This window comes from Fulvimarina pelagi HTCC2506 (genome assembly GCF_000153705.1).
GTDB classification, from domain to species: domain Bacteria; phylum Pseudomonadota; class Alphaproteobacteria; order Rhizobiales; family Rhizobiaceae; genus Fulvimarina; species Fulvimarina pelagi.
Genome location: NZ_DS022272.1, coordinates 844,812 through 870,463, shown reverse-complemented (window position 1 = coordinate 870,463; position 25,652 = coordinate 844,812). Strand labels below are relative to the sequence as shown.

Below are 25,652 nucleotides of genomic sequence, written 5' to 3'. Positions count from 1 at the left end.
CCGGAAGAAGCCGCGTTCGACAATACCATCAGGGTGATCGATCTACGCGCCCCCATGTGCCTCGCTCACTTGGCGAACGGCTCGACGCTTATCATAGCTTCTTCCGCCCAGGACTCGCTGGATAAACCGGTGGAGAGCTTCTTATTCATCGCTCCGCCGAGGGCGCGGCAGCACCGGCCGATGCCTCACCGCGGCTTGTGAAAGAACAGGTCGTAGCCTGTGAGCAGCACGGTGAAAGCTAGCACCAGGGTGAGATCCAGACGCGGCACGTGCCAGATCAGAAACCCGAGAAAAACGCACAGCAGTACGAAGGCGAACAGGGACAGCAATTTTTCGAGCATCAGTCGAGTTGCCCTTCCAATTTTTTCAATAACCAGGCCGCGGTTCGCATCAGTCTCGCATCCTCGCCGTGCTTTGCTGCAAGGGTCAATCCAAGAGGTGACCCGTCCGATGTTTCCAGAAGCGGGAGCGTCATGAACGGAAGACCGACGAAAGCTAGCAGCGTTTCGTCGAATGTGGCGGAAGTCTCGTTTTCGATGGGGCCGATCGAAGCGACAACGTCGCAGCGCGACAGCACCTCATCGAGCCCGGACTTCAGAACTGGCCGCCAATCGAGTGCACGCAAATAATCGACCGCTGACAAACTCTCCCCTACGTCCACGATCTTTTCGAGCGTCTCAGGCGCAGCCTCCGCATAACGTCGGCGATAGGGTGCCAGCGACTTTGCCGCCTCCGCCGTGAAGATGCGTTCCGATTGGGGGACGGCTTCGGCGAATACTTCCGGGAGGGGCGTTTGAAACGCGTTCCTGCCCAAAGCCCCCATCAATTCATCGAGCGGAGCCTTGGCCGCGTCGCGGTCGTCTGAGACGAACCCGATCGTCGGTGTTACGGGCGGCGGTGTCTTGAGCGCCTTCCCGAGTTGCGGATGGGGCTTTGGTTCGCTTGCCGACAGCGGCTCTTGCCCGACCAACGCATCGACGAGCAGGGCGAGGCCCTCCAAATCGATAGCCAAGACCGCAACGTTATCGAGGGTTGGGGCAATCCTGAACAAACCTGATTGCGGGACCATGCCGGCACTCGGCCGGTAGGCGAACAGGCTCGAACGAGCAGCAGCACGGATCATCTCGCCCCGGGCTTCAACCGTCACGGCCAACGGGAAGCAGCGCTTGGCAAGAAGCGTTGTCGCTCCGGTCGTCCCCTCACCCACTCGCAGCGCCGGAATCGCCGACTTCGCGAACAGCAGGGCTCCAGCAGACCTTAGAAGCGCCGTCAGGCTGGCGTCCCTTTCGCCAAGCGATCGGTCGAGCGCATCGAACCCGCGTTTGGATGGAACGCGCTCCATATCGCAGGCATCGTCGAGAACGATTGGTATTCCGTGCAGAGAACCCAGCGCTCTTCCGCGTCCGCGCAGCGCGTCCCGACTTTCGGCGACGCGGCGCGCATAGGTATCATCGATCCATGCGAGAGCATCCTCAACGCCCTCGGCGCGCGCCAATCGCTTCAGGACATTGTCGCATACCTGATTGCACCGCGCGGCGCCTGTCACCAGCCGTTCGCGCAGGACCGCGACCGGGAGGTCAAGCGGCTCGGGCATCCGACTCATCGTACCGCCCTCTCGTGTCCTGTCCTATCGGCCATAGAAGTACTCCGGCAGGTAGAAGACCGAATCCGGGACGATGTAGACAACCGCCATCGCGATGAACACCATGACCAGGAACGGCAGGACACCGGCGAAAATTTGCGTCAGCTTTACCTGCGGTGGAGCGATGCCCTTGAGGTAATACGCCGACATCGCCATCGGCGGTGTCAGGAACGAAGTCTGCAGGTTCAACGCCACCAGCACGCCGAAGAACAGCGGATCGATGTCGAAAATCGCCAATAGCGGCAGGAAGATCGGCACGAAGATGATGATGATCTCAGACCATTCCAGCGGCCAGCCGAGCAGGAAGATGATCAGCTGTGCAAGGATCAGGAATTGCAGCGGTGTGATGTCGAGGCTTTCGACGAAGTTCGAGATCAGCTGCTCACCTCCAAGATAGGAGAAGACGGCAGAGAAAACATAGGAGCCGACGAAGAGCCAACAGACCATCGCGGTCGTACGGACCGTCAGATAGACGGATTCGCGCAGGCGTTGGAAGGTCAGCGCCCGGTAGCCGATAGCGAGGATGAGACCGCCGAGGGCGCCGATCGCAGCAGCCTCCGTCGGTGTCGCATAGCCTCCGAGAATCGAGCCGAGAACGGCCAGAATCAAAAACGCAAGCGGCAGGAAGGAAGTCAGGATCATGATCAGCAACTTGCCGATCGGAACATCCGGCACCTCTTCATCAGTCGGACGGGGCGCTACCGAGGGCTGAAGAACCGAGCGGCCGACCACATAGATGATGTAGAGGGTGACGAGGATGAGCCCCGGAATCATGGCACCGGCATAGAGCTGGACGATCGAGACACCGGACGCTGCAGCATAGACGATCAGCATGATCGAAGGCGGGATGAGAATGCCGAGTGTGCCGCCGGCGCAAATGATGCCGGAGGCGAACGACGAGTCGTATCGCGCGTTAAGCATCGCAGGCAGCGCCAGAAGTCCCATCAGCGTCACGACCGCGCCGACGATGCCGGTCGCCGTGGCGAACAGGGCGCACGTGATCAAAGCCGCCACGCCCATCGATCCTGGAATGTTCTTGGAGGCGACGTTGAGCGTGTTGAAGAGTCGATCGACGATGTTCGCTCGCTCGACGATATAGCCCATGAACAGGAACAGCGGGACGGCAGTCAGAACCTCGTTCGCCATGACTGTATAAGTCTGGTTCACAAAGAGGTCGAAGACACGGTTGTTGAGAAAGCCCTCCAGCCAGGTCGACCAACTTTCCCAGGTTCCCGCCGTCTCATCGAGCCGGTTGAAGCTGCGCCACATGCGCGGGCCTTCAAAATAGGCGTAGTAGCCAAAGCCGATGCCCATCGCCATAAGCGTGAAAGCGATCGGGAAGCCAAGAAACACCAGGATGATGAAGAGACCCAGCATCATCAGTGCGATTTCGGGTTCGGTCATGGATGCGGGTCTTTCTCGGCCTTCGCCGCCTCATTCATGAGGCTGTCTTCGGTTTCCTGGACGTCTTCTTCGGCCGTGGTCCAGTATCCGTCACGGATGCATTTGATCGCGCGGCACACTTCCGCGATGCCTTGGATGAGGAGCAGGACACCCGCGGCGACAATAACTGCCTTGAACTGATAAACTGGAACGCCTGCCGGGCTGAAAACACTGACTTCGCCGTAGCGCCATGCCCGTTCCGCATATTTCCAACCCGCGATGATCAACGCAATCACACCGGGGAAGAAGAATATGAAATACAGGACGAGGTCGATCGAAGCTTGACCGCGAGGGCTCCATAGGCGGTACAGAAAGTCGCCTCGAACATGCCCCCCACGCGAGAGCGTGTAAGCGCCGCCCATCATGAACAGCGTTCCGTACATGATGTAGGAGATGTCGTACGCCCAAGGCGTCGGAGAATTCATGGCGTAGCGCACGAAGACTTCGTAGCTCGTGCCGAACGTCATCAGGATGATGAGCCAGGCGAACGCCTTGCCGAACCCCGCTGAGAGCGCGTCCGCAAATCGAATAAAAGCCAGCATGGAAATGGTTCCGGTTCAGGATTCGACGGAGCGGCGGAGTCCCACAAACGCTCTACAATCCTTGATCTGTTGAGAAGCGCCCGGCGAAAGATTCCGCCGGGCGTTCAGATTTCAAGAGCCGGAAGGACACTCCCGGCGCAATGAGCGCAAAGCCTATTGCTGAGTCGCCTCTGAGTCCGATCCGGATCCGGAGTCGGAGGCCGACGAGGAGCCGCTCGATCCGCCCCGCGCCGGAAGCGTGTCGGGGAAGAAGTGCTCGTAGGCAGCGCGGTAGCTTGGCGTATTGACGAGTTCGTAATAGCTGACGCGCTTAACAAATTCGCGCTGGCTATCCAGCACTCGCTTCATGAACTCGTCCTGTTCGAGTTCAGTGATCATCGTCGACCACGCCTCGAGTTGCTGGTCGAGGATTTCCTGTGGTGTTTCCTGGATGTTGACACCATCCTCATCGCGCAGCTTGGCGAGATCGGCGGAGTAGTTGTCGAGCGCGAAGGTCGTATTCTTCATTGCCGACGCTTCGACCGCATATTCGACGATCGCGCGGAGATCCTCGTCGAGATCTTCCATGAAATCACGGTTGAAGATGAACTCGAAGGCTTCAGACGCCTGGTGGTAGGAGCCCAAATAGTAGTTTTGAGCCACGTCCTGTGCACCGAAACGGCGGTCCGACGAAGGGTTGTTGAATTCGAACGCATCGATGACGCCGCGCTCCATGGCTGGAACGATTTCACCACCCGGAAGCTGAGTGACGCTCATGCCCATGGACTGCATAAGATCGGCGGCGAGACCGACAGTACGGTATTTAAGGCCATTCATGTCGGCGACGCCGCTGACAGGCTGTGTGAACCAGCCGAAGGGCTGGGGCGGCATCGGCATGCCAAGCATACCAATCACGTTCAGACCCATATTGTCTTGCGTCAGTTCGCGGTAGAATTCGCGGCCACCGCCTTCGTAGAACCATGCGAGCATCGTGGTCGGATTGCCACCGAACACAGGGCCGGTGCCGAACAGCGAAGCGGCTTTGTTCTTGCCATACCAGTAAGCCGAAACCGAGTGAGCGGCATCGAGAACGCCATCCGAAACGGCATCGATGACCTGGAATGCAGCGACTACGGCACCCGCCGGCAATACGTCGACTGCTAGACGACCGCCTGACATCGCTTCGACGCGATCGGCATATTGCTGCGCCATGGTCTGCCAGATGTCAGATGCTGGCCAGGAGGTCTGCATACGGATGGTGAGCGGGGCCTGCGCGAGAACGGCCGGCGCCGCAAGCGATGATGCAGCGACGGCCGAACCGCCGATCATACCCTTTTTCAGGAACGAACGCCGATCGACGGATTTCGTCTTGGTCTCTGTCATGAAGTTGTTTCCTCCCTTGGGTTCCATGAACGAATCAGGTCACGAGTACGCAGCGCCTCACGCATACATCCGTCTCCCCGAGCAAGTCCCGGCCTTTCAGGCTGAGGCCTGCGGCATTCGCGGGTCGATGAAGGAGAGAGCAAAATTGCGGTCAACGACGAGCCTCCCAATTCGTCATCAATCGTGAGCGTAAGCGAGCACGGGCGTCGCGGCAAGCCCGATCCGGCGATCCGTTTTGCGATAACGTGTCGATTGAACCGAGGATTACGTTTCAGCCCATGAAGTTCATACCCCGATCCGGGGTTTACGAAGAGCGCCCAAGGCATTTGACATCCAGAACGAAGGTTCTGATTCGATGCTCTCCCTCGAGAACCATCCGGACTGGGTCACGTCGCCATCGCGACGGCGTCGGCGCCTATGGACGGGATCGCTTAGGTACCGAAGACGACCGTAAGAACCAGATGTTTGAACAGAGGTCGCGCTTTCCGTACATCGAGCGGCAAACCGCGTAGACGCTTACTGACACTCGGCGCGCGAATGCCGTTCTCTCGCATGCGCTGAAGCCGCCTCAGAAGCCGACGCGCGGTTCAAAATGCGTGAATGTTTTGACCAGTTCGGCGGCAGCGCGACCACGGCACCGTCTTGCAGTTCGATAAATCGACGACTTGCATCCCGCGCGGAATACTCTTTGGCTGACGCGCGACCTCTCGCGCGCCAACTGAGGCTACAGCAGCTCAGGGCAAATGGCTGCAATCAGCATGTCTAAGAGAATACGGGCATCTTACCTGGCGACGCAGTCGGAAAACCTACGCGCCATTCGGTTCAATGCGAGAGTTCCCGCTTGATCTCCGCTCGTTCTTCCTCAAGCGTTCCAAAATTCTTCGGGCGGTCAGCTCTGTTGTACCAATATTCAGCGTTGCTGCGATCACCTTCGATGCGATGAAGATGAGCGTGGATCCAAGCCGCTTCCTGCGAGCAGTCGGCCTGGACGATGCTATGAGCACGCTCCCATTCGCCAGCTTCCAGAGCATCGATCGCAGTCTTCAAATTGGTCGCCATGTCATTCCTCCCGACATTGATGCTGGGGCTGACATACTCGTTCAACCAGCCTGTCGTGCCGGACATCCAAGGGTCCGCCGCGAGCCAGCCGGTCCTCCCGAGCAGGCGCGCCCCTATCATCGAAAGATGTCGTGAGCAGAATAAGGAATTCAAGGCTGAACCCCAGGAAGCCAAGCTTTCTCACGAACGATTTCGTGAATGGCCACGGCCGCTTTTGCGCCAGATCGATCTACCGGGCTTTGGGCTTCAGCATGTCCTCTTCAGTGGCGATCGCCTGAGCCACCATCCGCTCCCAGAAGTCACCGTAGAGGTCCGGATCGAGACCTCGCGCCTCGGCGTGACGCCGCGCATTCTCAACCACTGTACGCACCCGTTCAGGCACGTCTGCGGGAATGCCGTTGGGCGCCTTGATGGCGGGAGCGCGGTGGATATAACCCAAGCGCTCGGCGAAAAGGTCGAAGAGCGCGACGTCGATCCGGTCGATCTCGGCCCGCAGTTCTTCCATGGTTTCACAGTCGGTCGGCGCTTTTGGCTTGGGGGTCATCGGGAGGATTGCCTCACCACCATTTATCCGGCCTGAACCGCCCAGCAGCCTGTTCGATCACCGCGCCTGCTGCGAACAACGTCTCCTCGTCGAACGGGCGGCCAATCAGCTGCAGGCCGAGCGGCAGGCCGGCGGCGGAAAGGCCAGCGGGAACGGCGATGCCTGGGAGCCCGGCCATGTTCACGGTCACCGTGAAGATATCGTTGAGATACATCTTCACCGGATCGGCCGCCATGTCCTGATCGCCGATGCCGAACGCGGCGGAGGGAGTGGCCGGGGTCAGCAGCGCGTCCACACCATCGGCATAGACCGTCTCGAAGTCGCGCTTGATGAGCGTGCGCACCTTCTGGGCCTGCAGATAGTAGGCGTCGTAATAGCCGGCCGATAGCACATAGGTACCAATCATGATGCGGCGCTTGACCTCGCGGCCGAAGCCTGCGGCACGGGTGTTCTCGTACATCTCCGCGATATTGCCGCCCGGAACGCGCAGGCCGTAACGTACGCCGTCGTAACGCGCGAGGTTGGACGAGGCCTCGGCCGGCGCAACGATGTAATAGGCCGGGAGCGCGTATTTCGTGTGCGGCAACGAGACGTCGACGATCTCCGCGCCAGCATCCTTCAACCACGCAATGCCCTGCTGCCACAGGGTCTCGATCTCCTCCGGCATACCGTCCATCCGGTATTCCTTCGGGATGCCTATTTTGAGGCCTCTGACCGACCGGCCGACCGCGGCCTCGTAGTCGGGAACTTCACGGTCGACAGAGGTTGTGTCCTTGGCGTCGCTGGACGCCATCGATTTCAGAAGAATTGCCGAGTCGCGAACGTCCCGCGCAATAGGGCCAGCCTGATCGAGAGATGAGGCGAATGCAACAATACCCCAACGCGAGCAACGGCCGTAGGTCGGCTTGATGCCCACCGTGCCGGTCAGTGCCGCTGGCTGACGGATCGAGCCGCCAGTATCCGTTGCCGTCGCACCCGCACAGAGGTGGGCCGCGACCGCAGCGGCGGAGCCGCCAGAAGAACCGCCCGGAACCATATCCGCGTTCGAGCCGGCCTTCCGCCACGGGTTCTTCACCGGGCCGTAATAGGACGTCTCGTTCGACGAGCCCATCGCAAACTCGTCCATGTTGAGCTTGCCGAGCATGACCGCGCCGTCCGCCCAGAGATTGGCGGTGACGGTCGATTCGTAGCGCGGCTCGAAGCCGTCGAGTATGTGACTCGCGGCCTGGGTGTGGACGCCTTCGGTGGAGAACAGATCCTTGATCCCGAGGGGAATACCCTCCAGCGCGCCGGCCTCACCTTTCCCAATCTTTTCGTCGGATGCCTTCGCCATGGCGCGGGCCTTGTCCGGCGTGACGGCGACATAGGCGTTCAGCGTGCCGTTCGCATGATCGATCGCGCCAAGATAGGCGTCGGTCAGTTCGATCGAGCTGATCTCCTTCTTGGTCAGCTTGTCGCGCGCTTCGGCGATGGTGAGGCCGGTGAGATCGGTCATTCGCTCAGTGTCTTCTCGTAGAAACGGCTGTATTCGGACGCGGGATAGTCGAGCACCGCGTCGCATTCGGAAAAGCCAAGGCTTTCATAGAGCGCCCATGCGGGCCGATAGTCGTCCTGCGCCCCGGTTTCGAGCACGACGCGCTCCATGTTCTTCGTGCGAGCCCGTTCGATGATGGCCGAGAGGATCGCCCGTCCGAGACCTCTACCCCGAAAGCTGGGGTCGGTGTACATGCGCTTGACCTCGCCGACGCTGGCCGCATGGGTTTTCAGCGTACCCATAGCGACGGCTTCGCCAGCCCTGTCGCGGCAGACGAAGACGGTGACGTCGGCGCGCGTCATCTCGTCGAAGTTAAGACCAAAGTGGAACTCGGGCGGGGCAAGCAGCAGGAGCGCCTCGTCCAGCTTCATCACGAGGCTACGCACATCGTCGCCGAGGAAGCGTTCGGCCCGGACAGCAAAACTCACGGCGGCTTACTCCACCACCTTCGGAACCATGAAGAAGTTGTCTTCGGAGACCGGCGCGTTGGCGACGATGTCGGCTGCCTTGTCGCCGTCTGTCACGCCGTCCTTGCGCTTCTTCATTTCCATCGGGGTCACCGAGGTCATTGGTTCGACGCTGGAAACGTCGACTTCGGATAGCTGCTCGACGAAGCCGAGGATCGCGTTCAGTTCTTCCTGCATCGCCGGGACATCCTCGTCCGAAAGGGCAATACGGGAAAGCTTGGCTACGCGGCGTACGGTATCGGCGTCGACGGACATGCCCGACCTTTTCTTCTATGGCATCTTCATTGATCGCGGGGAGCTATACCCATGGCCGCTTGAAGGCGCAACGGCGGCGCAACATTGCTTCGACCGCCACCATTTCGCGCGCACCTTAAGAGAGCGGCTCAGACCTCGAAGGCTTCGCCAATGGTTGGGTTCCTGACCTTATCGCCCTCGCCTTCCATCGCCTCGAAGAACTTGTTCGGGTTCTGGTCAAGGATCGGAAGCGTTCCGAAATGGACCGGAATGATCGTTTCGAAGTTGAAGTAGCGACGGCAGGCGATCGCCGCGACGGCGCCGCCCATTGTCAGCCGGTCCCCTACCGGGACGATGCCTATCTTCGGCTGATGGAGTTCCTCAATCAGTGCCATGTCGCCGAAGATGTCTGTATCGCCCATGTGATAGAGCGTCGGACCGTTGTCGAAGTGAAGGACGACGCCGTTCGGCTGGCCGAGATAGGTGACCGTGCCATTCTCCTCCACGTGACCCGACGAGTGAAACGCCTGAACGAGTGTGACCGAGAAATCGTCGAAAGTTGCGGTTCCACCGGTATTCGCCGGCTGGGCGTTCTCAACGCCCTTCTGACCGAGCCACTGGGACAGCTCGAAGGTCGCGAGAACCTGTGCGCTGGTGCGTTTCGCGATCTCGACGGTATCACCCACATGGTCGAAATGTCCGTGGGTAAGGACGATATGGGTCGTTCCTTCGGTCGCAGCGATCGCATCACCTTTGAAATGCGGATTATCGCTGATGAACGGATCGAGCAGTATGACCGACTTGCCGGTTTCGATCTTAAAGGCCGAATGGCCGAAATAGGTGATCTTCATAGGGATTGCTCTTTGATGAATCGATATGGGTTACGCCTGTCCCTGCGCCGATGGCAAGGGGCGGGCATTGTCCGGCTAAGTGCGGGCGGCTAGCGAAGCGTCAAGGCGTACGTTCGTGCGTATACGGAGGTTTCCTGGCAGTCTTTATCAGACGGTAAGGCAGGGGTAGCCATGTCAGTCGTTGAGATTGAGGAATTCGCTGAAACGCTTAAGCTCGGCAAGCCCCTCGCCGGCCTCGACCTCGGTACGAAGACGATTGGCGTCGCCGTCTCGGACCGCTCATTTCGCTTCGCCAATCCAAGGTCTGTTCTGAAGCGCAAGAAATTCACGCAGGACGCGCAAGCTCTGAAGGCAATGCTCGACGCCGACGAAGTCTCGGCCATCGTCCTCGGCCTGCCGCTCAACATGGACGGGTCGTCCGGGCCCAGAGCTCAGGCGACGAAGGCCTTTTCGCGCAACTACGCCGCGCTCGACGAGCGGCCGATCCTGCTTTGGGACGAACGGCTTTCGACGGTCGCGGCGGAACGCAATCTACTCGATATCGACATGTCGAGGAAGAAGCGCGGCGAGCGGATCGATTCGGCCGCCGCCGCGATCATCCTGCAAGGTGTGTTAGACCGCCTCGCGAACCTTACCCGGTGCCCGGGCACCCGATCCATATGCGATTGAGTCGTAGCGCTCCTGCAAGCGGTCCGAACCCTCGCCGGCCGGGTTCCGCCACTCTCGGATGAAAGCTGCGATCTTCGTCCTGCGTCGAAAGGCGATGATCGCGAGAAGGATGAAGCTGTCGAAGACGATCGCCTCAGCCATCAGCCAGGCGATGGCGTCGGCATCCATGCCGAGAAGCGCTTCGTAGACGGCGAAGGTCTTATCATAGACCTCCCGCGAAAATACGACATAGCCAACATCGAAGCGTGCTGCGAAGAACCAGCCCCAAAAACCCGCGAGCGGCAGAAACCAGTAAAGGAAGAAGGCGCGCATCTGTCTATTCGCTTCCGTCGTTTCGGTCGGAACCTGCGCGCCGCTCGACCCGGCGCAGGATGGCCTCGAAGGCTTCGTCGCTCTCGCTCTCGTCAGCCTGCATCAGGTGATCAAAGAGTAGAGCGCCGATGGTGAAAGCGAGCGCGAAGCAGACTCCGGTACCGCTGCCGAACAGCGCTGCGACGGGAGCCCCTGCGATCGTCGCCGAAAGCCAGAATGCAAACACCGCTGTGAGGCCGGCTACCGCAGCTCGCTCACCGCTCGCCGCGATCCGGGGGTCGAAGCTGTTTAGTCGAAAAATCGAGGAGCCGAGCACGATGCCGACGGCGAGAAGAAGCGCGGCGAACGGCACCGCTTCCGTCGTGCCTACACCGAGCGTCTCTCCTTGGCGGAGGATCGCAACCAGTTCGTCCAGCCGTAGCTGTATTCCGGTCGGAAAGAACTCTGCTTCGACCAGGAGCCGCACCACGCCGAGGCTCAGAAAAGCCGTCCAGGCGGACAAACACACCGTCGAAGCCGTGCGCAACATGTGATGCCTCCCCGCTTTCAATCGTTAGCAAAGTGTTAACGGAGTTGTCGCGCTTCGGGTCCTTCCGGCGCAAGCGCAAGCTTCTGTTAACCCTAACGGCGGCTTGCCTCGCAACCGCCCCTCGCCTATTCACCGCTTCCGATGATCAGTTCCGCTAGCTCTTTCGACCGCCGCCATCTGCTCGGTATCAACGGCCTCCAGCCGACGGAAATCGTCCATCTCCTCGATCGGGCGGAAGAGGCAGTGGCTGTCAGCCGCCGACCCGACAAGAAGACCTCGGTCCTGAAGGGCCGTACGCAGATCAATCTCTTCTTCGAGGCTTCAACTCGGACCCAGGCGAGTTTCGAGATTGCCGGCAAGCGACTCGGCGCCGACGTCATGAACATGTCGGTCGCGAATTCCTCAGTGAAGAAAGGCGAGACGCTCATCGACACGGCGATGACGCTGAACGCCATGCAGCCCGACATCCTCATCGTGCGTCATCACGCTGCCGGTGCGGTGGCGCTCCTTTCGCAGAAGGTCGCCTGTTCCGTCGTCAATGCCGGCGACGGCCAGCACGAGCATCCGACTCAAGCGCTGCTCGATGCGCTAACAATTCGGCGCCATAAGGGCTCGGAGTTCCAGCATCTAACGGTGGTCATTTGCGGTGACGTCCTGCACAGCCGCGTCGCGCGTTCGAACATCCTACTTCTCAATGCACTCGGCGCGCGCGTTCGCGTCGTCGCGCCTTCGACGCTTCTTCCGCGCGGCATCGAGCAGATGGGCGTCGAGATCGTCCACGACATGCGCGAAGGCCTGAAGGACGCCGACGTCGTAATGATGCTGCGGCTCCAGCGCGAGCGCATGGAGGGAGCCTTCGTGCCCTCGGTCCGCGAATATTTCCGCTATTTCGGGCTCGACGCCGAGAAGCTCGCCCACGCCAAGCCCGATGCCCTGGTCATGCATCCAGGGCCGATGAATCGCGGTGTCGAGATTGCCTCGGATATCGCTGACGGGCCGCAGAGCGTGATCGAGGAACAGGTCGAGATGGGCGTCGCCGTCCGCATGGCCGTCATTGCGACCCTGATCGGCCAGACCGGAGGTCCGCGATGATTGCCTCCGCAAACCAGAATGCGCCCTTTGAAAGCGGCAGGCCACTGCTGATCGAGAATGTCCGTGTAGTCGATCCGGCACGTAACCTCGACACGCACGGCGCGGTCCTCGTCGCCGATGGCAAGATCGTCGCCGCTGGTCCGGAGGTCCTCAATCAGGGCGCGCCGGACGGCGCCGAGCGGATCGACGGCAAGGGCCTCACGCTCATCCCCGGCCTCGTCGACGCTCGCGTGTTCATCGGCGAACCCGGCGGCGAGCATCTGGAGACGATCCGCACCGCCTCGCTGGCTGCTGCGGCTGGCGGCGTCACCTCGATCGTCACCATGCCGGACACCCACCCCGTCATAGACGACGTCGCGATTGCCGAATTCGTGATGCGCACCGCACGGGACACCGCCGTCGTCAACGTCTTTCCCGCGGCCGCGATGACGCGCGGCCTCGAGGGAAAGGAGATGACGGAGATCGGCCTTCTGAAGGATGCCGGCGTCGTCGCCTTCACCGACGGGCGACACACGATTTCAGATCCCGCGCTGCTGCGCCGAATCATGACCTATGCCCGCGACCACGGTGCCCTCGTCATGCATTCGACGCAGGATTTGCAGCTTACCGGGCGCGGCGTGATGAACGAAGGGCTCTTCGCTTCGTGGTTAGGCCTTCCTGGCGCGCCTGCGGAAGCGGAGATCATTCCGCTCGAGCGCGACCTTCGGCTCGCCGGCCTTACGGCTTGCCGCTATCACGCCGCGGAGGTGTCGCTCGCCGAATCCGCCGATGTCGTTCGAGCTGCCAAGCGGCGCGGCGTTAAGGCGAGTGCGGGCGTCTCGATCAATCATCTTTCGCTGAACGAAAACGACATAGGCGAATATCGCACCTATTTTCGGCTCTCCCCGCCCCTCCGGCACGAGGACGACCGGATGGCGATCGTCGAGGCGCTGAAAGACGGAACAATCGATATTGTCCACTCCGCGCACGACCCGCAGGACGCCGACCGCAAGCGTCGCCCATTCGCCGAGGCCGAGAGCGGTGCTATCGGCCTTGAAACTCTCCTGGCCGCCGCGCTTCGCCTGCATTTTTCCAACGACGTGCCGCTGATGCGGCTGATCGAAACGATGACGTCTGCTCCCGCGCGACTGCTGGGTATTGATCGCGGCACGCTTATCGCGGGCCGCCCGGCCGACTTCACGCTGGTCGATCTCGACGAACCTTTCCTTTTCGACGAAACGATGATCCGTTCGAAGTCGAAGAACACGGTCTTCGAGAACGCCCGCTTTCAGGGGCGAGTCATGCAAACCTTCGTCGCTGGAAGGCGTGTCTACGACGCTGCCGCCACCACCGAAGCGGAAGCCTAGGGACGGCGCCATGGAGAACTTTGCCGAACCGCTGCAATGGGCGATCGCCGTCGCAATTGGCTATCTGTCTGGCTCGGTGCCCTACGGGCTGATTTTCGCAAAACTCTTTGGCCTCGGCGACATTCGGAAGATTGGCTCCGGCAACATCGGCGCGACCAACGCGCTGCGGACCGGAAACAAAAGCATGGCCTTCCTGACGCTATTGGGCGATGTCCTGAAGGCTACCGTTCCGGTCATCGTCTTCATGCCGCTCGGCGTCCTCTGTGCAGCGCTCGCAGGCTTCGCTGCTTTCGTCGGTCATTGCTACCCTGTGTGGCTTCGTTTCGGAGGCGGGAAAGGGGTTGCGACCTATATAGGCGTCCTGCTCGGCCTTCTGCCCTGGCTCGCTTTGGTCTTCGCTGTCTTCTGGCTATTGGTCGCCAAGCTCTCGCGGTTCTCGTCTCTTGCTGCGCTTGTCGCAACGATCGCAGTCCCGCTTGCCGCTCTTCTTCTCGGCGCACCGATCATTGCCCTCTTTACCGGCCTGATGACCGCGCTTGTCTTCTGGCGCCATCGCACGAATATCCGCCGTCTCCTCGACGGGACCGAGGGCAAGATCGGAGCGAAGGGGTGAGCGTTGCAGGCGGTCGCAAGAAAGGCGTCGCCTTCACATATGATATGCAGGTGTCTTGGCTCCGCCTCTACCGGAGCGAGAATGTCGGCCCCGTCACCTTCCGCCAGTTGATCAACCGCTTCGGCGGGGCGGAGGCTGCCCTCGAAGCCCTCCCCGAACTTGCAGAACGCGGTGGACGCCGCATCGAGATCGCGGACCGCGGTGCGATCGAGGCCGAATTCGACCGAGCGAAGAAGCTTGGCGCCGTATTCGCCTGCATGGGCGAGCCGGGCTTTCCGTCGATGTTCGCCTCCGATGAGCATTCGCCGCCGGTCATCGCGCGGATGGGCGATCCTGCCCTCTTCGAACAGCCCGCCGTCGCCATCGTCGGGGCGCGAAACGCCTCGCTATCCGGCATCAAACTTACAAAGCGATTCGCCGCCGACCTCGGAGCGGCAGGGTATGTCGTCGTCTCGGGTCTCGCCAGGGGCATCGACGCAGCCGCGCATGAAGCGGCAATATCAACCGGCACGATCGGTGTCTTCGCCGGTGGTCTCGACATGCCTTATCCACCCGAGAACCGTTCTCTGATGCGACGGATCGTCGACGAAGGTGGCTGCCTGATCTCGGCCCGACCATTTGGCTGGGAGCCGCGAGCAAAAGACTTTCCACGCCGAAATCGCGTCGTCGCCACCCTAGCCCTCGGTCTTCTGGTTGTTGAGGCTGCGCAACGTTCGGGATCGCTGATCTCGGCGCGCATCGCTAACGAGCTTGGGCGCCTGGTCTTTGCTGTTCCCGGATCGCCGCTCGATCCGCGCGCGGGCGGCAGCAACAAGCTCCTGAAGGACGGCGCCATCCTCGCGACCGAAGCAGCGGACGTCATCGAAGCCCTCCGTCCACTCGACGAGGGGAGGAGAAGTCGTGGCAACGATAGCCTGGACGAGCCAGAGGTCTTAGAGACTTTTGAGGAGCCAGCTGGGGATGAACGGGACAGAATTTACGAAGCGCTCGGCCCGACACCGGTCTCCGTCGACGACATAGTCGAGCATACCGGAGCATCGCCCGGCGCTGTTCAGTTGGTAGTCCTCGAGCTTGAACTGGCCGGCCGCCTGGAACGCCAGCGCGACGGTACGGTATCTATTTTACTTTAGATCGCGACCGGACCGTGAAGCCGTCACGCGCTTGTCGATCTCCGACTGGGTTTCGACACGGGCCATATCGAGAAGATAGGGCAACATGGAGCCATGTGGCAGACCCGCGATTTGCTTGAGTTGCGGCAGCATGTCCCGCACGTAGCGGAGTCTTGCGATCGCATCGTCCTCATGGCCGCCTATCATCCGTTGTCCGCCTCTTGATCTACCGTTTGCGCCCTGGAACCTCGATTATCGATAACCAGCGAGCAAACTAGACGCGAAGGTTATACGAAAAATCTACTATTGGTTGCAACCGGCCGTTCCATCCTTTTCATCGCGCACTTGACCGTAAGAGACGCCATGTCCATGTGACGACACGGCCAAATCGGGGAACCGAGCCGGCGGATACGCCGGATCGGCACGATTTCCTTCGAGCAAATTGATTGCGGGACAAAAAATCTATGGACGTCGTCATCGTCGAATCGCCCGCCAAAGCGAAGACGATCAACAAGTATCTGGGCAGCGGATACAAGGTACTCGCCTCATACGGTCACGTGCGCGATCTTCCGCCGAAGGACGGGTCGGTGCGTCCTGACGAAGATTTCGAAATGAGTTGGGAAGTCGGCAAGCCGTCCCAGAAGCGTCTCACCGAGATCGCGCAAGCGGTGCGTTCGGCAGATGGTCTTGTTCTCGCAACCGACCCCGATCGCGAAGGCGAGGCGATTTCCTGGCACGTCCTTGAAGTCCTCCGCCAGAAGAAGGCCCTCGGCAAGAAGCCCGTCAGCCGTGTCGTGTTCAATGCGATCACCAAGAAGGCCGTCCTCGACGCGATCGCCAATCCGCGCGAGATTGATGCGCCGCTGGTCGACGCCTATCTCGCCCGCCGCGCGCTCGACTATCTCGTCGGTTTCACGCTCTCGCCGGTTCTCTGGCGCAAGCTGCCCGGCGCCCGCTCGGCAGGCCGAGTTCAATCGGTCGCGCTTCGTCTCGTTTGCGATCGGGAATCGGAAATCGAGCGGTTCAGGCCGCAAGAATACTGGCAGGTCCTCGCGCATCTCGCGACCGAGCGAGGCGAAACCTTTGATGCGCGTCTGACCGCCTTCGAGAACGACCGCATTCAGCGCCTGTCGATCGGCGACGGTAAACGCGCGAATGACATCAAGGCGATGCTCGAATCGGCTGCGTTCACGGTCGAAAGCGTCGAGGCGAAGCCGACGCGGCGCAATCCGGGACCGCCCTTCACCACATCGAGCCTCCAACAGGCGGCCTCCGCTAAGCTCGGCTTTTCGGCTTCGCGGACCATGCAGGTTGCGCAGCGTCTCTACGAGGGTATCGATATCGGCGGCGAGACGGCCGGTCTCATCACATACATGCGGACAGACGGCGTGCAGATGGCGCCTGAGGCTGTAGCGAACGCCCGCGAGGCGATCGAGAGCGACTTCGGCAAGCGCTATCTGCCGGAGAAGGCCCGTTACTACGCAACCAAGGCGAAGAACGCGCAGGAAGCTCACGAGGCGATCCGGCCGACCAGTTTTTCACGGTCGCCGAGAGACGTGGAACGCTATCTCGACAAGGACCAAATACGGCTCTACGAGCTGATCTGGAAGCGCGGCATCGCCAGTCAGATGGCCTCTGCCGAGATCGAGCGGACCACGGTCGATATTGAAGCGAAGAGCGATGGCCGCATCGCGAAGCTGCGTGCCAGCGGTCAGGTGATCAAGTTCGACGGCTTCCTTGCGGCCTATGTCGATCATCGAGATGACTCGAAGAACGTCTCCGACAGCGACGAAGATACCGACGATGATTCGAAGCGCCTGCCGGAGATGAGCGCGAAGGAACGCGCCGAGCGCCGCTCGATCGACGCGACCCAGCACTTCACCGAGCCGCCGCCGCGCTATTCGGAAGCCTCCCTCATCAAGAGGATGGAAGAACTCGGCATCGGCCGGCCATCCACCTACGCCGCGACGCTGCAGACCCTTCAGGATCGCGACTACATCGTCGTCGAGAAGCGCAAGCTCCTGCCCGACGCCAAGGGCCGGCTCGTCACGGCCTTCCTGCAGAATTTCTTCGATCGATATGTGGAGTATGATTTCACCGCCGATCTTGAAGAAAAGCTCGATAAGATCTCGGCTGGCGAGCTCGACTGGAAGGACGTTCTTCGCGAATTCTGGCGCGAATTCTCGGCCCATGTCGATGAAACAAAGGAGCTTCGCGTCTCAGACGTTCTCGATGCGCTCAACGAGGACCTTGCGCCGCTGGTCTTCCCCGAACGCGAGGACGGGACGGAGCCGCGTGCCTGCCCGCGCTGCGGAAACGGCAAGCTGTCGCTGAAGCTCGGGCGATACGGCGCCTTCGTCGGCTGCTCGAACTATCCGGAATGCAACTTCACCCGGCAACTCGGTACGAGCCTCGCGGTGGATAGCTCCGAAGCTGGCGACGACGACGGCCCACGCGAACTTGGGAACGATCCTGAAACCGGCGAGCCGATCACGTTGAGGACCGGACGGTTCGGTCCCTATGTCCAGAGGGGCGAAGGCAAGGAAGCTTCCCGTACGTCAGTGCCGAAGGGCTGGGAAGTAGGCTCGATCGATCTCGAAAAGGCGCTGAAACTGCTGACTTTGCCACGTGAGGTCGGTAAGCATCCCGAGGACGGCGAGCCGATGATCGTCAATCTCGGCCGCTACGGACCTTACGTGCAGCATTTGAAGACCTACGCCAATGTCGAAAGCGTCGAAGACCTTTTTGAGATGGGTCCGAACCGCGCTGTTTCGCTGATTGCGGAAAAGCGCGAGAAAGGTGGTCGCGGACGCGGTACTCCGGCCTCTCTGAAGACGCTCGGCGAACACCCACAGTTCGGCGGCGAGATCGAGGTGAAGGACGGCCGTTTCGGTCCCTATGTGACTGTCGCGAAGATCAATGCAACCTTGCCGAAGGGCACCGATCCCCAGTCGGTGACGCTCGAACAAGCGATCGAACTGATCAACGCTCGTGCCGAGAAGACGGGCAAGACACCCGGCGCGAAAAAGGCCCCTGCCAAGAAGTCTGCGGCGAAGAAGACGACCAAAACTTCAGGCGCGGACAAGACGACGGCTAAATCCACAGCAAAGAAAAAGACGCCTGCGAAGAAGTCGGAAACCGCCACCCGTTCGAAGGTGAAAATGAAGGTCGATACCAGCGAAGACAGCGTCCCTTGGGACGCTGACTGAAGAATATGGCGAGAAAACAATCGCGCACAGAAGCGCCGGAACTGAGCCGTGACGCCGTCCTCCGTTTCATCGCGGATAATCCGGGCAGGTCGAGCAAGCGCGACATCGCAAAAGCCTTCGATATAAAGGGGGATCGCCGGGTCGCGCTCAAGGATCTCATAGCCGATCTTCAGGCAGAGGGCGTCCTTGCGGGCACTCGCAAGTGCTTCAAGCGGCCAGGGCAACTCCCGCCGGTCACGGTCCTCGAAGTACGGTCGCGCGATAGGGACGGCGGGCTACTAGCCGAACCTGCTGAGTGGAATGAGGACGAGGATGGCGAGCGCCCTCGCCTCCTAGTTCGCCAGAACCCGAAGACACAGACGGCCGGCCTCGGCGAGCGCATCCTCGCCAAGATCGACGACGCGGAAGACGGAACGAAGATTGCCGCCGTCATCCGCGTTCTGCAGAAATCGCGCGGTCTCATGCTGGGCGTCTTTCGTGCCGAGAAGCATGGCGGCGGGCGCGTCGAGCCGGTCGAGCGCAAGCAGAACGAAATCCTGATCCGCCCGGGCGACGAGAACGGCGCCAAGGACGGCGACTTGGTGGAAGCCGACATGGCGAAGCAGCGCCGAATAGGGCTGCCAGTCGGCAAAGTGATCGAGGTGGTCGGATCTGCGCAGTCTGAACGGGCGATCTCGGCCATTGCGCTGCATGCGCACGGCATTCCGCATATCTTTCCAGACGGCGTGCACAAAGAAGCGGAAGATGCCCGGCCGGCGATTATGGCAGGTCGCGAGGACTGGCGATCTGTGCCGCTCGTTACGATCGATCCGCCTGATGCCAAGGACCACGACGACGCGGTTCATGCGCTCGTCGACGACGACCCGAAGAACCCCGGTGGCATGGTCGTCACAGTCGCGATTGCCGATGTTGCAGCCTATGTCCGCACCGCATCAAAGCTCGACGACGAGGCGAAGCTTCGCGGCAACTCCGTCTATTTCCCTGACCGCGTCGTGCCGATGCTGCCGGAGCGGATATCGAATGATCTCTGTTCCCTGAAGGAGGGCGTCGACCGGCCTGCCATGGCGGTGCGCATGGTGATTGGCGGCGACGGCAGGAAGCGTTCGCACTCCTTCCACCGCATCATGATGAAGAGCCGCGCCAAGCTCGCCTATGAAGAAGCGCAGGCGGCAATCGATGGAACGCCGAACGAGGTGCCCGCGGAAGTTACCGAGGGCATGCTACGACCGCTTTGGGCTGCTTACCGGCTCGTCTCTCAGGCCCGTGACGAACGCGCTCCCCTCGCCCTCGACCTGCCGGAGCGCAAGATAAAGCTTGACGAGTCCGGACGCGTGTCCAAGGTCGTCGTTCCTGAGCGGCTCGACGCCCACCGGCTGATCGAGGAATTCATGATCCTCGCCAATGTCGCTGCAGCAGAAACGCTGGAGAACAAGAGGCAGGCGCTGATCTACCGAGTTCATGATGCGCCGTCGCTCGCCAAGCTCGAATCCCTACGCGAATTCCTGAAAACGCTGGAAATTTCGCTCGCGAAAAGCGGCTCGCTCCGCCCGTCGCATTTCAACGGTATTCTGACGAAGGTAAAGGGCACCGAGAACGAGAGCCTCGTTAATGAGGTGGTTCTGCGGTCTCAATCCCAGGCAGTCTACGAGCCGGACAACATCGGCCACTTTGGCCTGAACCTCGCGCGCTATGCGCATTTTACCTCACCAATCCGCCGCTACGCCGATTTGATCGTTCACCGGGCGCTGATCACGGCGCTCAATCTCGGGGATGATGGGCTGACCAAGGAGGCAGAGGCCGATCTCGTCGAGACCGCCGAGGCGATCAGCCAGGCCGAGCGGCGCGCAATGGCCGCCGAGCGCGACACGGTCGACCGCCTCATCGCCCACTTCCTTGCCGATCAGGTTGGCGAGGACTTTACGGGCCGAATAGCCGGCGTCACCAAAGCCGGCCTTTTCGTTGCCCTGCCGACCTATGGCGCCGACGGCTTCGTGCCGATCTCAACGCTCGGCAAGGAGTTCTTTCGCTTCGACGAGGCAGCCCGCATGGTTGTCGGTGAGCGCAGCAGCAGGGGTTACCGGCTCGGCGATACGGTCGAGGTCCGGATCGTTGAAGTTGCACCGCTGACCGGCTCGATGCAATTCGAGATGCTGACGGAACCGCGCAAACTACCGCGTGGCACACAGTCATTCCATAAGAGCCATAAAAGCACCCGCAACCATCGGCGGTCGACCAAGAACACCGCTGCGAAAGTGAGGAAACGCAGATGAGCGAGGCCGCCCGTTTCTCCGCATCGTCGAGTGCGATCGCTAGCGCCAACGATCTGTCGAGCGAGCGCAATCTCGGTCAAGCGCTTCTGCGCGGTTTGAGATGCCGATGCCCCAACTGCGGTGAAGGCAAGCTGTTCGGCGGCTTCGTCAAAAGCGTCAATGCCTGTGAGGCATGCGGCCAGGAGATTTACCATCACCGCGCCGATGATCTCCCGCCATACCTCACAATCTTCATTGTGGGTCATCTGATCGTTGCGCTGTTCATGGGTCTCGAAGCCGCTGTAACGCTTTCGATCTGGACCCATATGGCAATTTGGATACCTGTAACGGTTGTTCTGTCGCTCCTTCTCATGCAGCCGCTGAAAGGCGCGACGATCGGGCTGCAATGGGCGTTGCGCCTTGGCGGTTTCGGCGGGGAAACCGAGGAGATCGGGTGATCCGCGAGCGTGAGGTCGGCGCCAACGACGGCCCGGTGGTTGCGAGCATCGCCCCCGTGCGCTCCGCAGCAACCCTGATCCTCGTGGATATGCGATCCGAAAGCCCACGCTTCCTGATGGGTCGACGCGGCAACGGTCATGTCTTCATGCCGGGGGTCACCGTCTTTCCCGGCGGTGCGGTCGAAGCCGGCGACCTCGAAATCGCCCACCGCTTCGCGCTCACCACTGAAGCGCAGGATCGCCTCGAGCCGAAGTCCGACTTCACGTTCGACCAACTAGCCGCGTTGCCGCTCGCAGCCATCCGCGAGACCTTCGAGGAAACGGGTCTGATCTTTGGCACCTACGCTCGGTTCGACAATCCGCCTCAGAACTGGTCCGACTTCGCGGCACATGGCCTCTCGCCCTGGTGCGAGGGGCTCGTCCCCGTCGCCCGCGCGATCACGCCTGAAAGCTATCCCGTTCGATACGACGCCCGCTTTTTCGCAGCTGATGCGAATGGCCTCGCGAACAAGAGCGTCGATCTCGGCGCCGTTTCGGACGAACTGGAAGACCTCGGATGGTATGACAGAGCCGAACTTCGGGACTTGCGGCTTGCCCGCATCACACAACGTATCCTAAGGGACGTCGAGTGCCGCATTCTGGCCGCGACGCTTTTCGATCCGCGGGAGAGAATGCCGTTCTACTACGTCGAGGACGGCGTCCTACGGCGCGATCTTCTATGATGCGCTCGGACCGAGAGGCCGGCTCCATGGCGAAGCGGAAATCGGACGAGATCATCTTCCAGGCGGAAGCGCGCCTCGAGAAGATCGATTGGTTGTCCGCCTGCGCCGCCATTGCCTCGATCAGCGCAGTCGGCATTGCGCTTGGTCTCGGCCTACCGCTTCTCAGCGTCATTTTGGAACGTCGCGGCATCTCTGCCAGCCTCATCGGCGCGAACACGGCCGTCGCCGGCCTGGCTTCACTGATCGCAGCGCCCCTCATCACACCAATCGCCCGGCGACTGACCGTGCGATTGACGATGCTTCTCGCAATCCTCGCTAGCGCGCTCTCGGCAGTAGGTTTCTATGTCTTCGAGGCCTTCTGGACATGGTTCCCGCTTCGTCTGATCTTTCATTTCTCGATCACTGCGCTCTTCATCCTGTCGGAATACTGGATCAATGCCGCCGCGCCGCCGCGCTCGCGCGGCTTTGTCCTCGGCATTTACGCGACAGTCCTATCCTTGGGATTCGCGCTTGGTCCATACATTTTCTCGGTTGTCGGTTCGGTCGGCTTCCTGCCCTTCGGGATCGGTGCCGGCGTCATTCTTTTCGCCGCCTTTCCATTGCTTCTGGCTTGGAAACGCCAACCGCCGCTCGAACGGCGTGGAAACGACCGCTCCTTCTGGCGCTATATCTGGGTGATCCCTACCGCGACTGGCGCCGTGCTTGTTTTCGGTGCTGTGGAGGCGGGCGGCTTCGCGCTCTTTCCCGTATTCGGCAATCGTATCGGCTTCACAGAGTCGGCGGCCGCCCAGCTCCTGACGGCCATCGGCCTCGGCAATGTCGTTATGCAAATTCCGATCGGGCTGCTATCGGACCGCGTGAAGGACCGCCGTACGCTGCTCGTCATCTTTGCTGCAGTCGGCTTGATTGGCACGCTGTTTCTGCCAACGCTATCGACGAACTGGACGCTGATGGCCGGAGTCCTTTTCCTCTGGGGCGGCGTCGTGGCGGGCCTCTACACGGTCGGGCTCGCCCATCTCGGCTCGAAACTCTCCGGCTCCGATCTTGCGGCGGCGAACGCCGCCTTCATCTTCTGCTACTCAGCCGGCATGCTGGTCGGACCTCAGGTGATTGGATCAGGCATGGATATCTTCGGGCCGAACGGCTTTGCCTGGTCGCTTGCCCTCTTCTTCGGGGCCTATATGGTCCTCGTCGCCAGTCGGCGCTTCTTTGTCCGCTAGCCGGTTGCCGGATCTGCTGAGCTTCAACTTTCTGGATGCCGGTGGATCGGGTCGACCCAGTAGACCTCTTCGGGCTTTTCCACCGGTTCGACCCCGTCGAGATTCACGACGACCGCTTCGTTGTCGGAGCGCATGAGAACGCATTCGAGCGTCTCGTCGGGTGCGGCGTTAATCTCTTGATGCGGCACGAAGGGCGGCACGAAGATGAAATCGCCCGGTCCAGCCTCAGCGACGTATTCCAGCTTCTCGCCCCAACGCATGCGCGCGCGGCCACTGACCACGTAGATCACGCTTTCGAGTTCGCCGTGGTGGTGGACGCCGGTCTTCGCATCCGGCTGGATACTGACCGTTCCCGCCCAGATCTTCTGCGCGCCGACGCGGGCCTGGTTGATCGCAGCCTGCCGATACATGCCGGGTGTTTGGGGCGTGTTGTCATCGAGGCGGTCACCTTTGATGACGCGGACGCCATCATGCTTCCAGTCTCGATGTTCATGCGTGTGATCAGACATCATGCCCTCCTCGCCGAACGCATTCCCGCCAAAGAAAAAGCGCGACCGGAAGGCCGCGCCTTATCTTAGACACTCGATCGGGCGTCGCCAATCCGTCGCTCGGCGCCTTAGCGGCCGCGACGCCGCTTGTGGCCAAGGCCCATCTGCTTAGCGAGACGCGAGCGAGCGGCCGCATAGTTCGGTGCGACCATCGGATAGTCTGCCGGCAGATCCCATTTGTCGCGATATTCTTCGGGCGACAGGTTGTAGTGGGTCATCAGATGACGCTTCAACGACTTGAATTTCTTACCGTCTTCCAGGCAAATGATGTAGTCGTCGGTCACCGATTTCTTGATTGGCACGGCCGGCCGTGGCTTTTCTGCCTGCGGCTCCTGCGCTGGCGCCGTTGTGCGACCAAGCGCACCGTAAACGTCGGAGATCAGCGAAGGCAATTCGGATACTGGCAGGGAATTATTGCTTACATATGCGGCAACGACTTCCGCCGTCAATTCCATCAGCATTTCGTTGTTATCGACTAATGGTTCGATCTGGTCCATCGTGAGCGTCCTTTATCTTCACAATTTCGTTGTTTGCCGGGTTTTTGCTACCGTCGCATGCAACACGACATGCCGACCGGCTGATGCTGCCCTGTAAACCCGACGTAATCGGCTAATAATCCCTGTATTGTTATCAGAGTACTTCGTGTCAACCCCGCCTTTCGTTCACACATAGTTTTATCTAGAAACGAACAAGGAAAAAGCATCTCAAATCAGCGTCTTTCCAAACAGGCCGCACGTTGATTCGCGGATGAGAAAGACAAAGGCCCCGTACAACGACCGGTTCTATCGCTACAGGTCACCGCAACTTCTTCGCTGAACGCCGGTAAGAAAGGCTTTCAAGGGGCGTTCAAGCCTAGCGGTGATTGAATCTACGATCCCTCGTTTCAATAACGACGCTTATTCGGCCTGCTCGACAACGCTAGCCGATCTTTGACGATCAGACCTCAGTAAATCCGCATGTGAATTCGATGTATCGATGCAGATCGACCGACTTCACCGCGCTATTGACCAACGCGTTACCGTCCGATGGCGGAAATTAGGCCCACCTCACCTGATTTGGTCGCGCGCGAGGACGAAGCATTTATGCAAGCCCGCTACTGCTATGGCGGCGCTACCGTGCGAAAATCGATGTGAAACTCGTTGGTACTCAGAATATCGGTCTGACCGCTTTCGCGAACTCTGGCACTGTGGCAATTTGCAGCCTGTCACGACGCATGAGCCATTTGTGCGCCACCTCTAGTGCGGGATCCAACCAGGACCGCCAGTCGACCAGATCAGAATGGGACACCATCGATGAAGAATGCAATGACGCCCGCCGCAGCCATCCTATTCGCGTTGACCGCATCTGCGATGGCGCACACGGGGACTCTCGCCGAGCACAGTTCGTTCGCCGCAGGCTTCATGCATCCGCTGGCGGGTCTCGACCATCTCATCGCGATCGTCCTCGCCGGCCTCTGGGCCGCCCTTCTCGGTGGGAAATATCGGGTGGTGTTGCCGCTGGTCTTTCTCGCGACGATGGGCACTGGCTTTGCTGTCGCCCTTCAGACCGGCACTGCCCCCTATGCTGAAGGCGCAATCCTGCTGTCGCTCGCAGTCTTCGGGCTCGTCATCGCCGGTATGATTCGCCTACGTGCGGCTTTTGCGCTCGCCGTTGCAGGTGGATTTGCCTTTGCTCATGGTGCAGCGCATGGCGCAGAGATCGGCGGAGCTTCGGCAATAAGTTACGCCGCCGGCTTCCTCGTGGCGACGGCCGTCGTCCTCGCGACGGCATGCGTTGCGGGCAAGCGCATCCAGACAGGCAACATACCGTTTGTGTCCCGAATTGCCGGCTTCATGGCGGTGGGTGCAAGCCTGTTCCTTGCGCTGAACTGAGCCTTCAGGCCTTTAGAAACGGACGGT

At 60.7% G+C, this 25,652-nt stretch carries 27 protein-coding genes; 11 read left to right on the top strand and 16 right to left on the bottom strand.

Annotated elements, in window-relative coordinates; translation table 11 throughout:
• Positions 1-185: 185 nt before the first annotated feature.
• From FP2506_RS18910 to FP2506_RS03955, 11 genes are all read right to left on the bottom strand, one after another.
• Positions 186-341, bottom strand: a complete 156-nt coding sequence (locus FP2506_RS18910; RefSeq protein ID WP_007066112.1) for a hypothetical protein — start codon at positions 339-341, stop codon at positions 186-188.
• The gene (locus FP2506_RS04000; protein ID WP_081448287.1) at positions 341-1,603 is read right to left on the bottom strand and encodes an amidase family protein; all 1,263 of its coding nucleotides are present in this window, start codon (positions 1,601-1,603) and stop codon (positions 341-343) included. The genes FP2506_RS18910 and FP2506_RS04000 overlap by 1 nt, the downstream gene beginning before the upstream one ends.
• Before the next feature lie 24 nt (positions 1,604-1,627).
• Positions 1,628-3,046: a TRAP transporter large permease gene (locus FP2506_RS03995; protein WP_007066110.1), complete on the bottom strand. Its 1,419-nt coding sequence runs from the start codon at positions 3,044-3,046 to the stop codon at positions 1,628-1,630.
• A complete protein-coding gene (locus tag FP2506_RS03990; RefSeq protein ID WP_007066109.1) occupies positions 3,043-3,627 on the bottom strand; it encodes a TRAP transporter small permease subunit in 585 nt (194 codons plus the stop codon). The genes FP2506_RS03995 and FP2506_RS03990 overlap by 4 nt, the downstream gene beginning before the upstream one ends.
• Positions 3,628-3,780: 153 nt before the next feature.
• Positions 3,781-4,989, bottom strand: a complete 1,209-nt coding sequence (locus tag FP2506_RS03985) for a TRAP transporter substrate-binding protein (protein ID WP_081448286.1) — start codon at positions 4,987-4,989, stop codon at positions 3,781-3,783.
• An 822-nt stretch (positions 4,990-5,811) separates the two neighbouring features.
• Complete coding sequence (locus FP2506_RS03980) at positions 5,812-6,048, bottom strand: hypothetical protein (protein WP_007066107.1); 237 nt, start codon at positions 6,046-6,048, stop codon at positions 5,812-5,814.
• A 229-nt stretch (positions 6,049-6,277) separates the two neighbouring features.
• Positions 6,278-6,592, bottom strand: a complete 315-nt coding sequence (locus FP2506_RS03975; protein WP_040488894.1) for a chorismate mutase — start codon at positions 6,590-6,592, stop codon at positions 6,278-6,280.
• 13 nt (positions 6,593-6,605) lie between these two features.
• Complete coding sequence (gatA, locus tag FP2506_RS03970; RefSeq protein ID WP_007066105.1) at positions 6,606-8,087, bottom strand: Asp-tRNA(Asn)/Glu-tRNA(Gln) amidotransferase subunit GatA; 1,482 nt, start codon at positions 8,085-8,087, stop codon at positions 6,606-6,608.
• Positions 8,084-8,554 (bottom strand): GNAT family N-acetyltransferase, encoded by a 471-nt coding sequence (locus FP2506_RS03965; RefSeq protein WP_007066104.1) that lies wholly within the window; start codon positions 8,552-8,554, stop codon positions 8,084-8,086. Before FP2506_RS03965 ends, gatA begins: the two co-directional genes overlap by 4 nt.
• Before the next feature lie 6 nt (positions 8,555-8,560).
• A complete protein-coding gene (gatC, locus tag FP2506_RS03960; RefSeq protein ID WP_007066103.1) occupies positions 8,561-8,848 on the bottom strand; it encodes an Asp-tRNA(Asn)/Glu-tRNA(Gln) amidotransferase subunit GatC in 288 nt (95 codons plus the stop codon).
• Positions 8,849-8,976: 128 nt separating this feature from the next.
• Positions 8,977-9,678, bottom strand: coding sequence for a metal-dependent hydrolase (locus FP2506_RS03955; RefSeq protein ID WP_007066102.1), 702 nt, complete (start codon positions 9,676-9,678; stop codon positions 8,977-8,979).
• A 171-nt stretch (positions 9,679-9,849) separates the two neighbouring features.
• Here FP2506_RS03955 and ruvX point away from each other — a divergent pair, with 171 nt between their 5' ends.
• Positions 9,850-10,347, top strand: coding sequence for a Holliday junction resolvase RuvX (gene ruvX / locus FP2506_RS03950; protein ID WP_007066101.1), 498 nt, complete (start codon positions 9,850-9,852; stop codon positions 10,345-10,347).
• Here the strand turns inward: ruvX and FP2506_RS03945 are convergent.
• Together FP2506_RS03945 and FP2506_RS03940 are read right to left on the bottom strand one after the other, a co-directional pair.
• A complete protein-coding gene (locus FP2506_RS03945) occupies positions 10,291-10,659 on the bottom strand; it encodes a DUF6105 family protein (RefSeq protein ID WP_007066100.1) in 369 nt (122 codons plus the stop codon). The genes ruvX and FP2506_RS03945 overlap by 57 nt on opposite strands.
• 4 nt (positions 10,660-10,663) lie before the next feature.
• A complete protein-coding gene (locus FP2506_RS03940; protein WP_007066099.1) occupies positions 10,664-11,188 on the bottom strand; it encodes a hypothetical protein in 525 nt (174 codons plus the stop codon).
• A 141-nt stretch (positions 11,189-11,329) separates the two neighbouring features.
• Between FP2506_RS03940 and FP2506_RS03935 the strand changes: the two genes are divergently transcribed.
• The 4 genes from FP2506_RS03935 to dprA are packed head-to-tail and all read left to right on the top strand — an operon-like array spanning position 11,330 to position 15,369.
• The gene (locus FP2506_RS03935; protein ID WP_007066098.1) at positions 11,330-12,280 is read left to right on the top strand and encodes an aspartate carbamoyltransferase catalytic subunit; all 951 of its coding nucleotides are present in this window, start codon (positions 11,330-11,332) and stop codon (positions 12,278-12,280) included.
• Entirely contained in the window at positions 12,277-13,626 is a 1,350-nt protein-coding gene (locus tag FP2506_RS03930; RefSeq protein WP_007066097.1) for a dihydroorotase, read from the top strand. Before FP2506_RS03935 ends, FP2506_RS03930 begins: the two co-directional genes overlap by 4 nt.
• A 10-nt stretch (positions 13,627-13,636) precedes the next feature.
• Positions 13,637-14,239: a glycerol-3-phosphate 1-O-acyltransferase PlsY gene (gene plsY, locus FP2506_RS03925; RefSeq protein WP_007066096.1), complete on the top strand. Its 603-nt coding sequence runs from the start codon at positions 13,637-13,639 to the stop codon at positions 14,237-14,239.
• Complete coding sequence (gene dprA, locus FP2506_RS03920; protein WP_007066095.1) at positions 14,236-15,369, top strand: DNA-processing protein DprA; 1,134 nt, start codon at positions 14,236-14,238, stop codon at positions 15,367-15,369. The genes plsY and dprA overlap by 4 nt, the downstream gene beginning before the upstream one ends.
• Here dprA and FP2506_RS03915 read toward each other — a convergent pair.
• Entirely contained in the window at positions 15,361-15,555 is a 195-nt protein-coding gene (locus FP2506_RS03915) for a hypothetical protein (protein WP_007066094.1), read from the bottom strand. The two genes, dprA and FP2506_RS03915, sit on opposite strands and share 9 nt — an antisense overlap.
• A 257-nt stretch (positions 15,556-15,812) precedes the next feature.
• On the opposite strand from FP2506_RS03915, the gene topA reads away from it, so the two are divergent.
• Genes topA through FP2506_RS03890 form a run of 5 tightly spaced genes read left to right on the top strand, consistent with a single transcriptional unit; the run spans position 15,813 to position 23,206 of the window.
• Complete coding sequence (gene topA, locus FP2506_RS03910; protein WP_007066093.1) at positions 15,813-18,557, top strand: type I DNA topoisomerase; 2,745 nt, start codon at positions 15,813-15,815, stop codon at positions 18,555-18,557.
• 5 nt (positions 18,558-18,562) lie between these two features.
• Positions 18,563-20,827, top strand: coding sequence for a ribonuclease R (gene rnr, locus FP2506_RS03905; protein WP_007066092.1), 2,265 nt, complete (start codon positions 18,563-18,565; stop codon positions 20,825-20,827).
• A complete protein-coding gene (locus FP2506_RS03900; RefSeq protein ID WP_007066091.1) occupies positions 20,824-21,264 on the top strand; it encodes a DUF983 domain-containing protein in 441 nt (146 codons plus the stop codon). The genes rnr and FP2506_RS03900 overlap by 4 nt, the downstream gene beginning before the upstream one ends.
• Entirely contained in the window at positions 21,261-21,986 is a 726-nt protein-coding gene (locus FP2506_RS03895) for an NUDIX hydrolase (RefSeq protein ID WP_007066090.1), read from the top strand. The genes FP2506_RS03900 and FP2506_RS03895 overlap by 4 nt, the downstream gene beginning before the upstream one ends.
• 26 nt (positions 21,987-22,012) lie before the next feature.
• Positions 22,013-23,206, top strand: a complete 1,194-nt coding sequence (locus tag FP2506_RS03890) for an MFS transporter (RefSeq protein WP_050765116.1) — start codon at positions 22,013-22,015, stop codon at positions 23,204-23,206.
• Positions 23,207-23,229: 23 nt separating this feature from the next.
• On the opposite strand, the gene FP2506_RS03885 is transcribed toward FP2506_RS03890, so the two are convergent.
• On the bottom strand, positions 23,230-23,715 hold the full coding sequence (locus FP2506_RS03885) for a cupin domain-containing protein (RefSeq protein ID WP_040489379.1): 486 nt from the start codon (positions 23,713-23,715) through the stop codon (positions 23,230-23,232).
• 107 nt (positions 23,716-23,822) lie between these two features.
• Positions 23,823-24,251, bottom strand: coding sequence for a Ros/MucR family transcriptional regulator (locus FP2506_RS03880; protein WP_007066086.1), 429 nt, complete (start codon positions 24,249-24,251; stop codon positions 23,823-23,825).
• An 807-nt stretch (positions 24,252-25,058) separates the two neighbouring features.
• Here FP2506_RS03880 and FP2506_RS03875 point away from each other — a divergent pair.
• Positions 25,059-25,625, top strand: coding sequence for a HupE/UreJ family protein (locus FP2506_RS03875; RefSeq protein WP_210160424.1), 567 nt, complete (start codon positions 25,059-25,061; stop codon positions 25,623-25,625).
• Positions 25,626-25,652: the final 27 nt, after the last annotated feature.

Excerpts from the sequence above, each read along its gene's own strand:
- FP2506_RS03980 (WP_007066107.1), bottom strand. The coding sequence starts at position 6,048 with ATGGCGACCAATTTGAAGACTGCGATCGATGCTCTGGAAGCTGGCGAA.
- FP2506_RS03955 (WP_007066102.1), bottom strand. The coding sequence starts at position 9,678 with ATGAAGATCACCTATTTCGGCCATTCGGCCTTTAAGATCGAAACCGGC.
- FP2506_RS03975 (WP_040488894.1), bottom strand. The coding sequence starts at position 6,592 with ATGACCCCCAAGCCAAAAGCGCCGACCGACTGTGAAACCATGGAAGAA.
- topA (WP_007066093.1), top strand. The coding sequence starts at position 15,813 with ATGGACGTCGTCATCGTCGAATCGCCCGCCAAAGCGAAGACGATCAAC.
- plsY (WP_007066096.1), top strand. The coding sequence starts at position 13,637 with ATGGAGAACTTTGCCGAACCGCTGCAATGGGCGATCGCCGTCGCAATT.
- FP2506_RS03890 (WP_050765116.1), top strand. The coding sequence starts at position 22,013 with ATGGCGAAGCGGAAATCGGACGAGATCATCTTCCAGGCGGAAGCGCGC.
- FP2506_RS03880 (WP_007066086.1), bottom strand. The coding sequence starts at position 24,251 with ATGGACCAGATCGAACCATTAGTCGATAACAACGAAATGCTGATGGAA.
- FP2506_RS03875 (WP_210160424.1), top strand. The coding sequence starts at position 25,059 with ATGACGCCCGCCGCAGCCATCCTATTCGCGTTGACCGCATCTGCGATG.
- ruvX (WP_007066101.1), top strand. The coding sequence starts at position 9,850 with ATGTCAGTCGTTGAGATTGAGGAATTCGCTGAAACGCTTAAGCTCGGC.
- rnr (WP_007066092.1), top strand. The coding sequence starts at position 18,563 with ATGGCGAGAAAACAATCGCGCACAGAAGCGCCGGAACTGAGCCGTGAC.
- FP2506_RS03930 (WP_007066097.1), top strand. The coding sequence starts at position 12,277 with ATGATTGCCTCCGCAAACCAGAATGCGCCCTTTGAAAGCGGCAGGCCA.
- FP2506_RS03945 (WP_007066100.1), bottom strand. The coding sequence starts at position 10,659 with ATGCGCGCCTTCTTCCTTTACTGGTTTCTGCCGCTCGCGGGTTTTTGG.
- FP2506_RS03995 (WP_007066110.1), bottom strand. The coding sequence starts at position 3,046 with ATGACCGAACCCGAAATCGCACTGATGATGCTGGGTCTCTTCATCATC.
- FP2506_RS03885 (WP_040489379.1), bottom strand. The coding sequence starts at position 23,715 with ATGTCTGATCACACGCATGAACATCGAGACTGGAAGCATGATGGCGTC.
- FP2506_RS04000 (WP_081448287.1), bottom strand. The coding sequence starts at position 1,603 with ATGAGTCGGATGCCCGAGCCGCTTGACCTCCCGGTCGCGGTCCTGCGC.
- FP2506_RS03990 (WP_007066109.1), bottom strand. The coding sequence starts at position 3,627 with ATGCTGGCTTTTATTCGATTTGCGGACGCGCTCTCAGCGGGGTTCGGC.
- FP2506_RS03940 (WP_007066099.1), bottom strand. The coding sequence starts at position 11,188 with ATGTTGCGCACGGCTTCGACGGTGTGTTTGTCCGCCTGGACGGCTTTT.
- gatA (WP_007066105.1), bottom strand. The coding sequence starts at position 8,087 with ATGACCGATCTCACCGGCCTCACCATCGCCGAAGCGCGCGACAAGCTG.
- FP2506_RS18910 (WP_007066112.1), bottom strand. The coding sequence starts at position 341 with ATGCTCGAAAAATTGCTGTCCCTGTTCGCCTTCGTACTGCTGTGCGTT.
- FP2506_RS03900 (WP_007066091.1), top strand. The coding sequence starts at position 20,824 with ATGAGCGAGGCCGCCCGTTTCTCCGCATCGTCGAGTGCGATCGCTAGC.
- FP2506_RS03915 (WP_007066094.1), bottom strand. The coding sequence starts at position 15,555 with ATGATAGGCGGCCATGAGGACGATGCGATCGCAAGACTCCGCTACGTG.
- FP2506_RS03985 (WP_081448286.1), bottom strand. The coding sequence starts at position 4,989 with ATGACAGAGACCAAGACGAAATCCGTCGATCGGCGTTCGTTCCTGAAA.
- gatC (WP_007066103.1), bottom strand. The coding sequence starts at position 8,848 with ATGTCCGTCGACGCCGATACCGTACGCCGCGTAGCCAAGCTTTCCCGT.
- FP2506_RS03935 (WP_007066098.1), top strand. The coding sequence starts at position 11,330 with ATGATCAGTTCCGCTAGCTCTTTCGACCGCCGCCATCTGCTCGGTATC.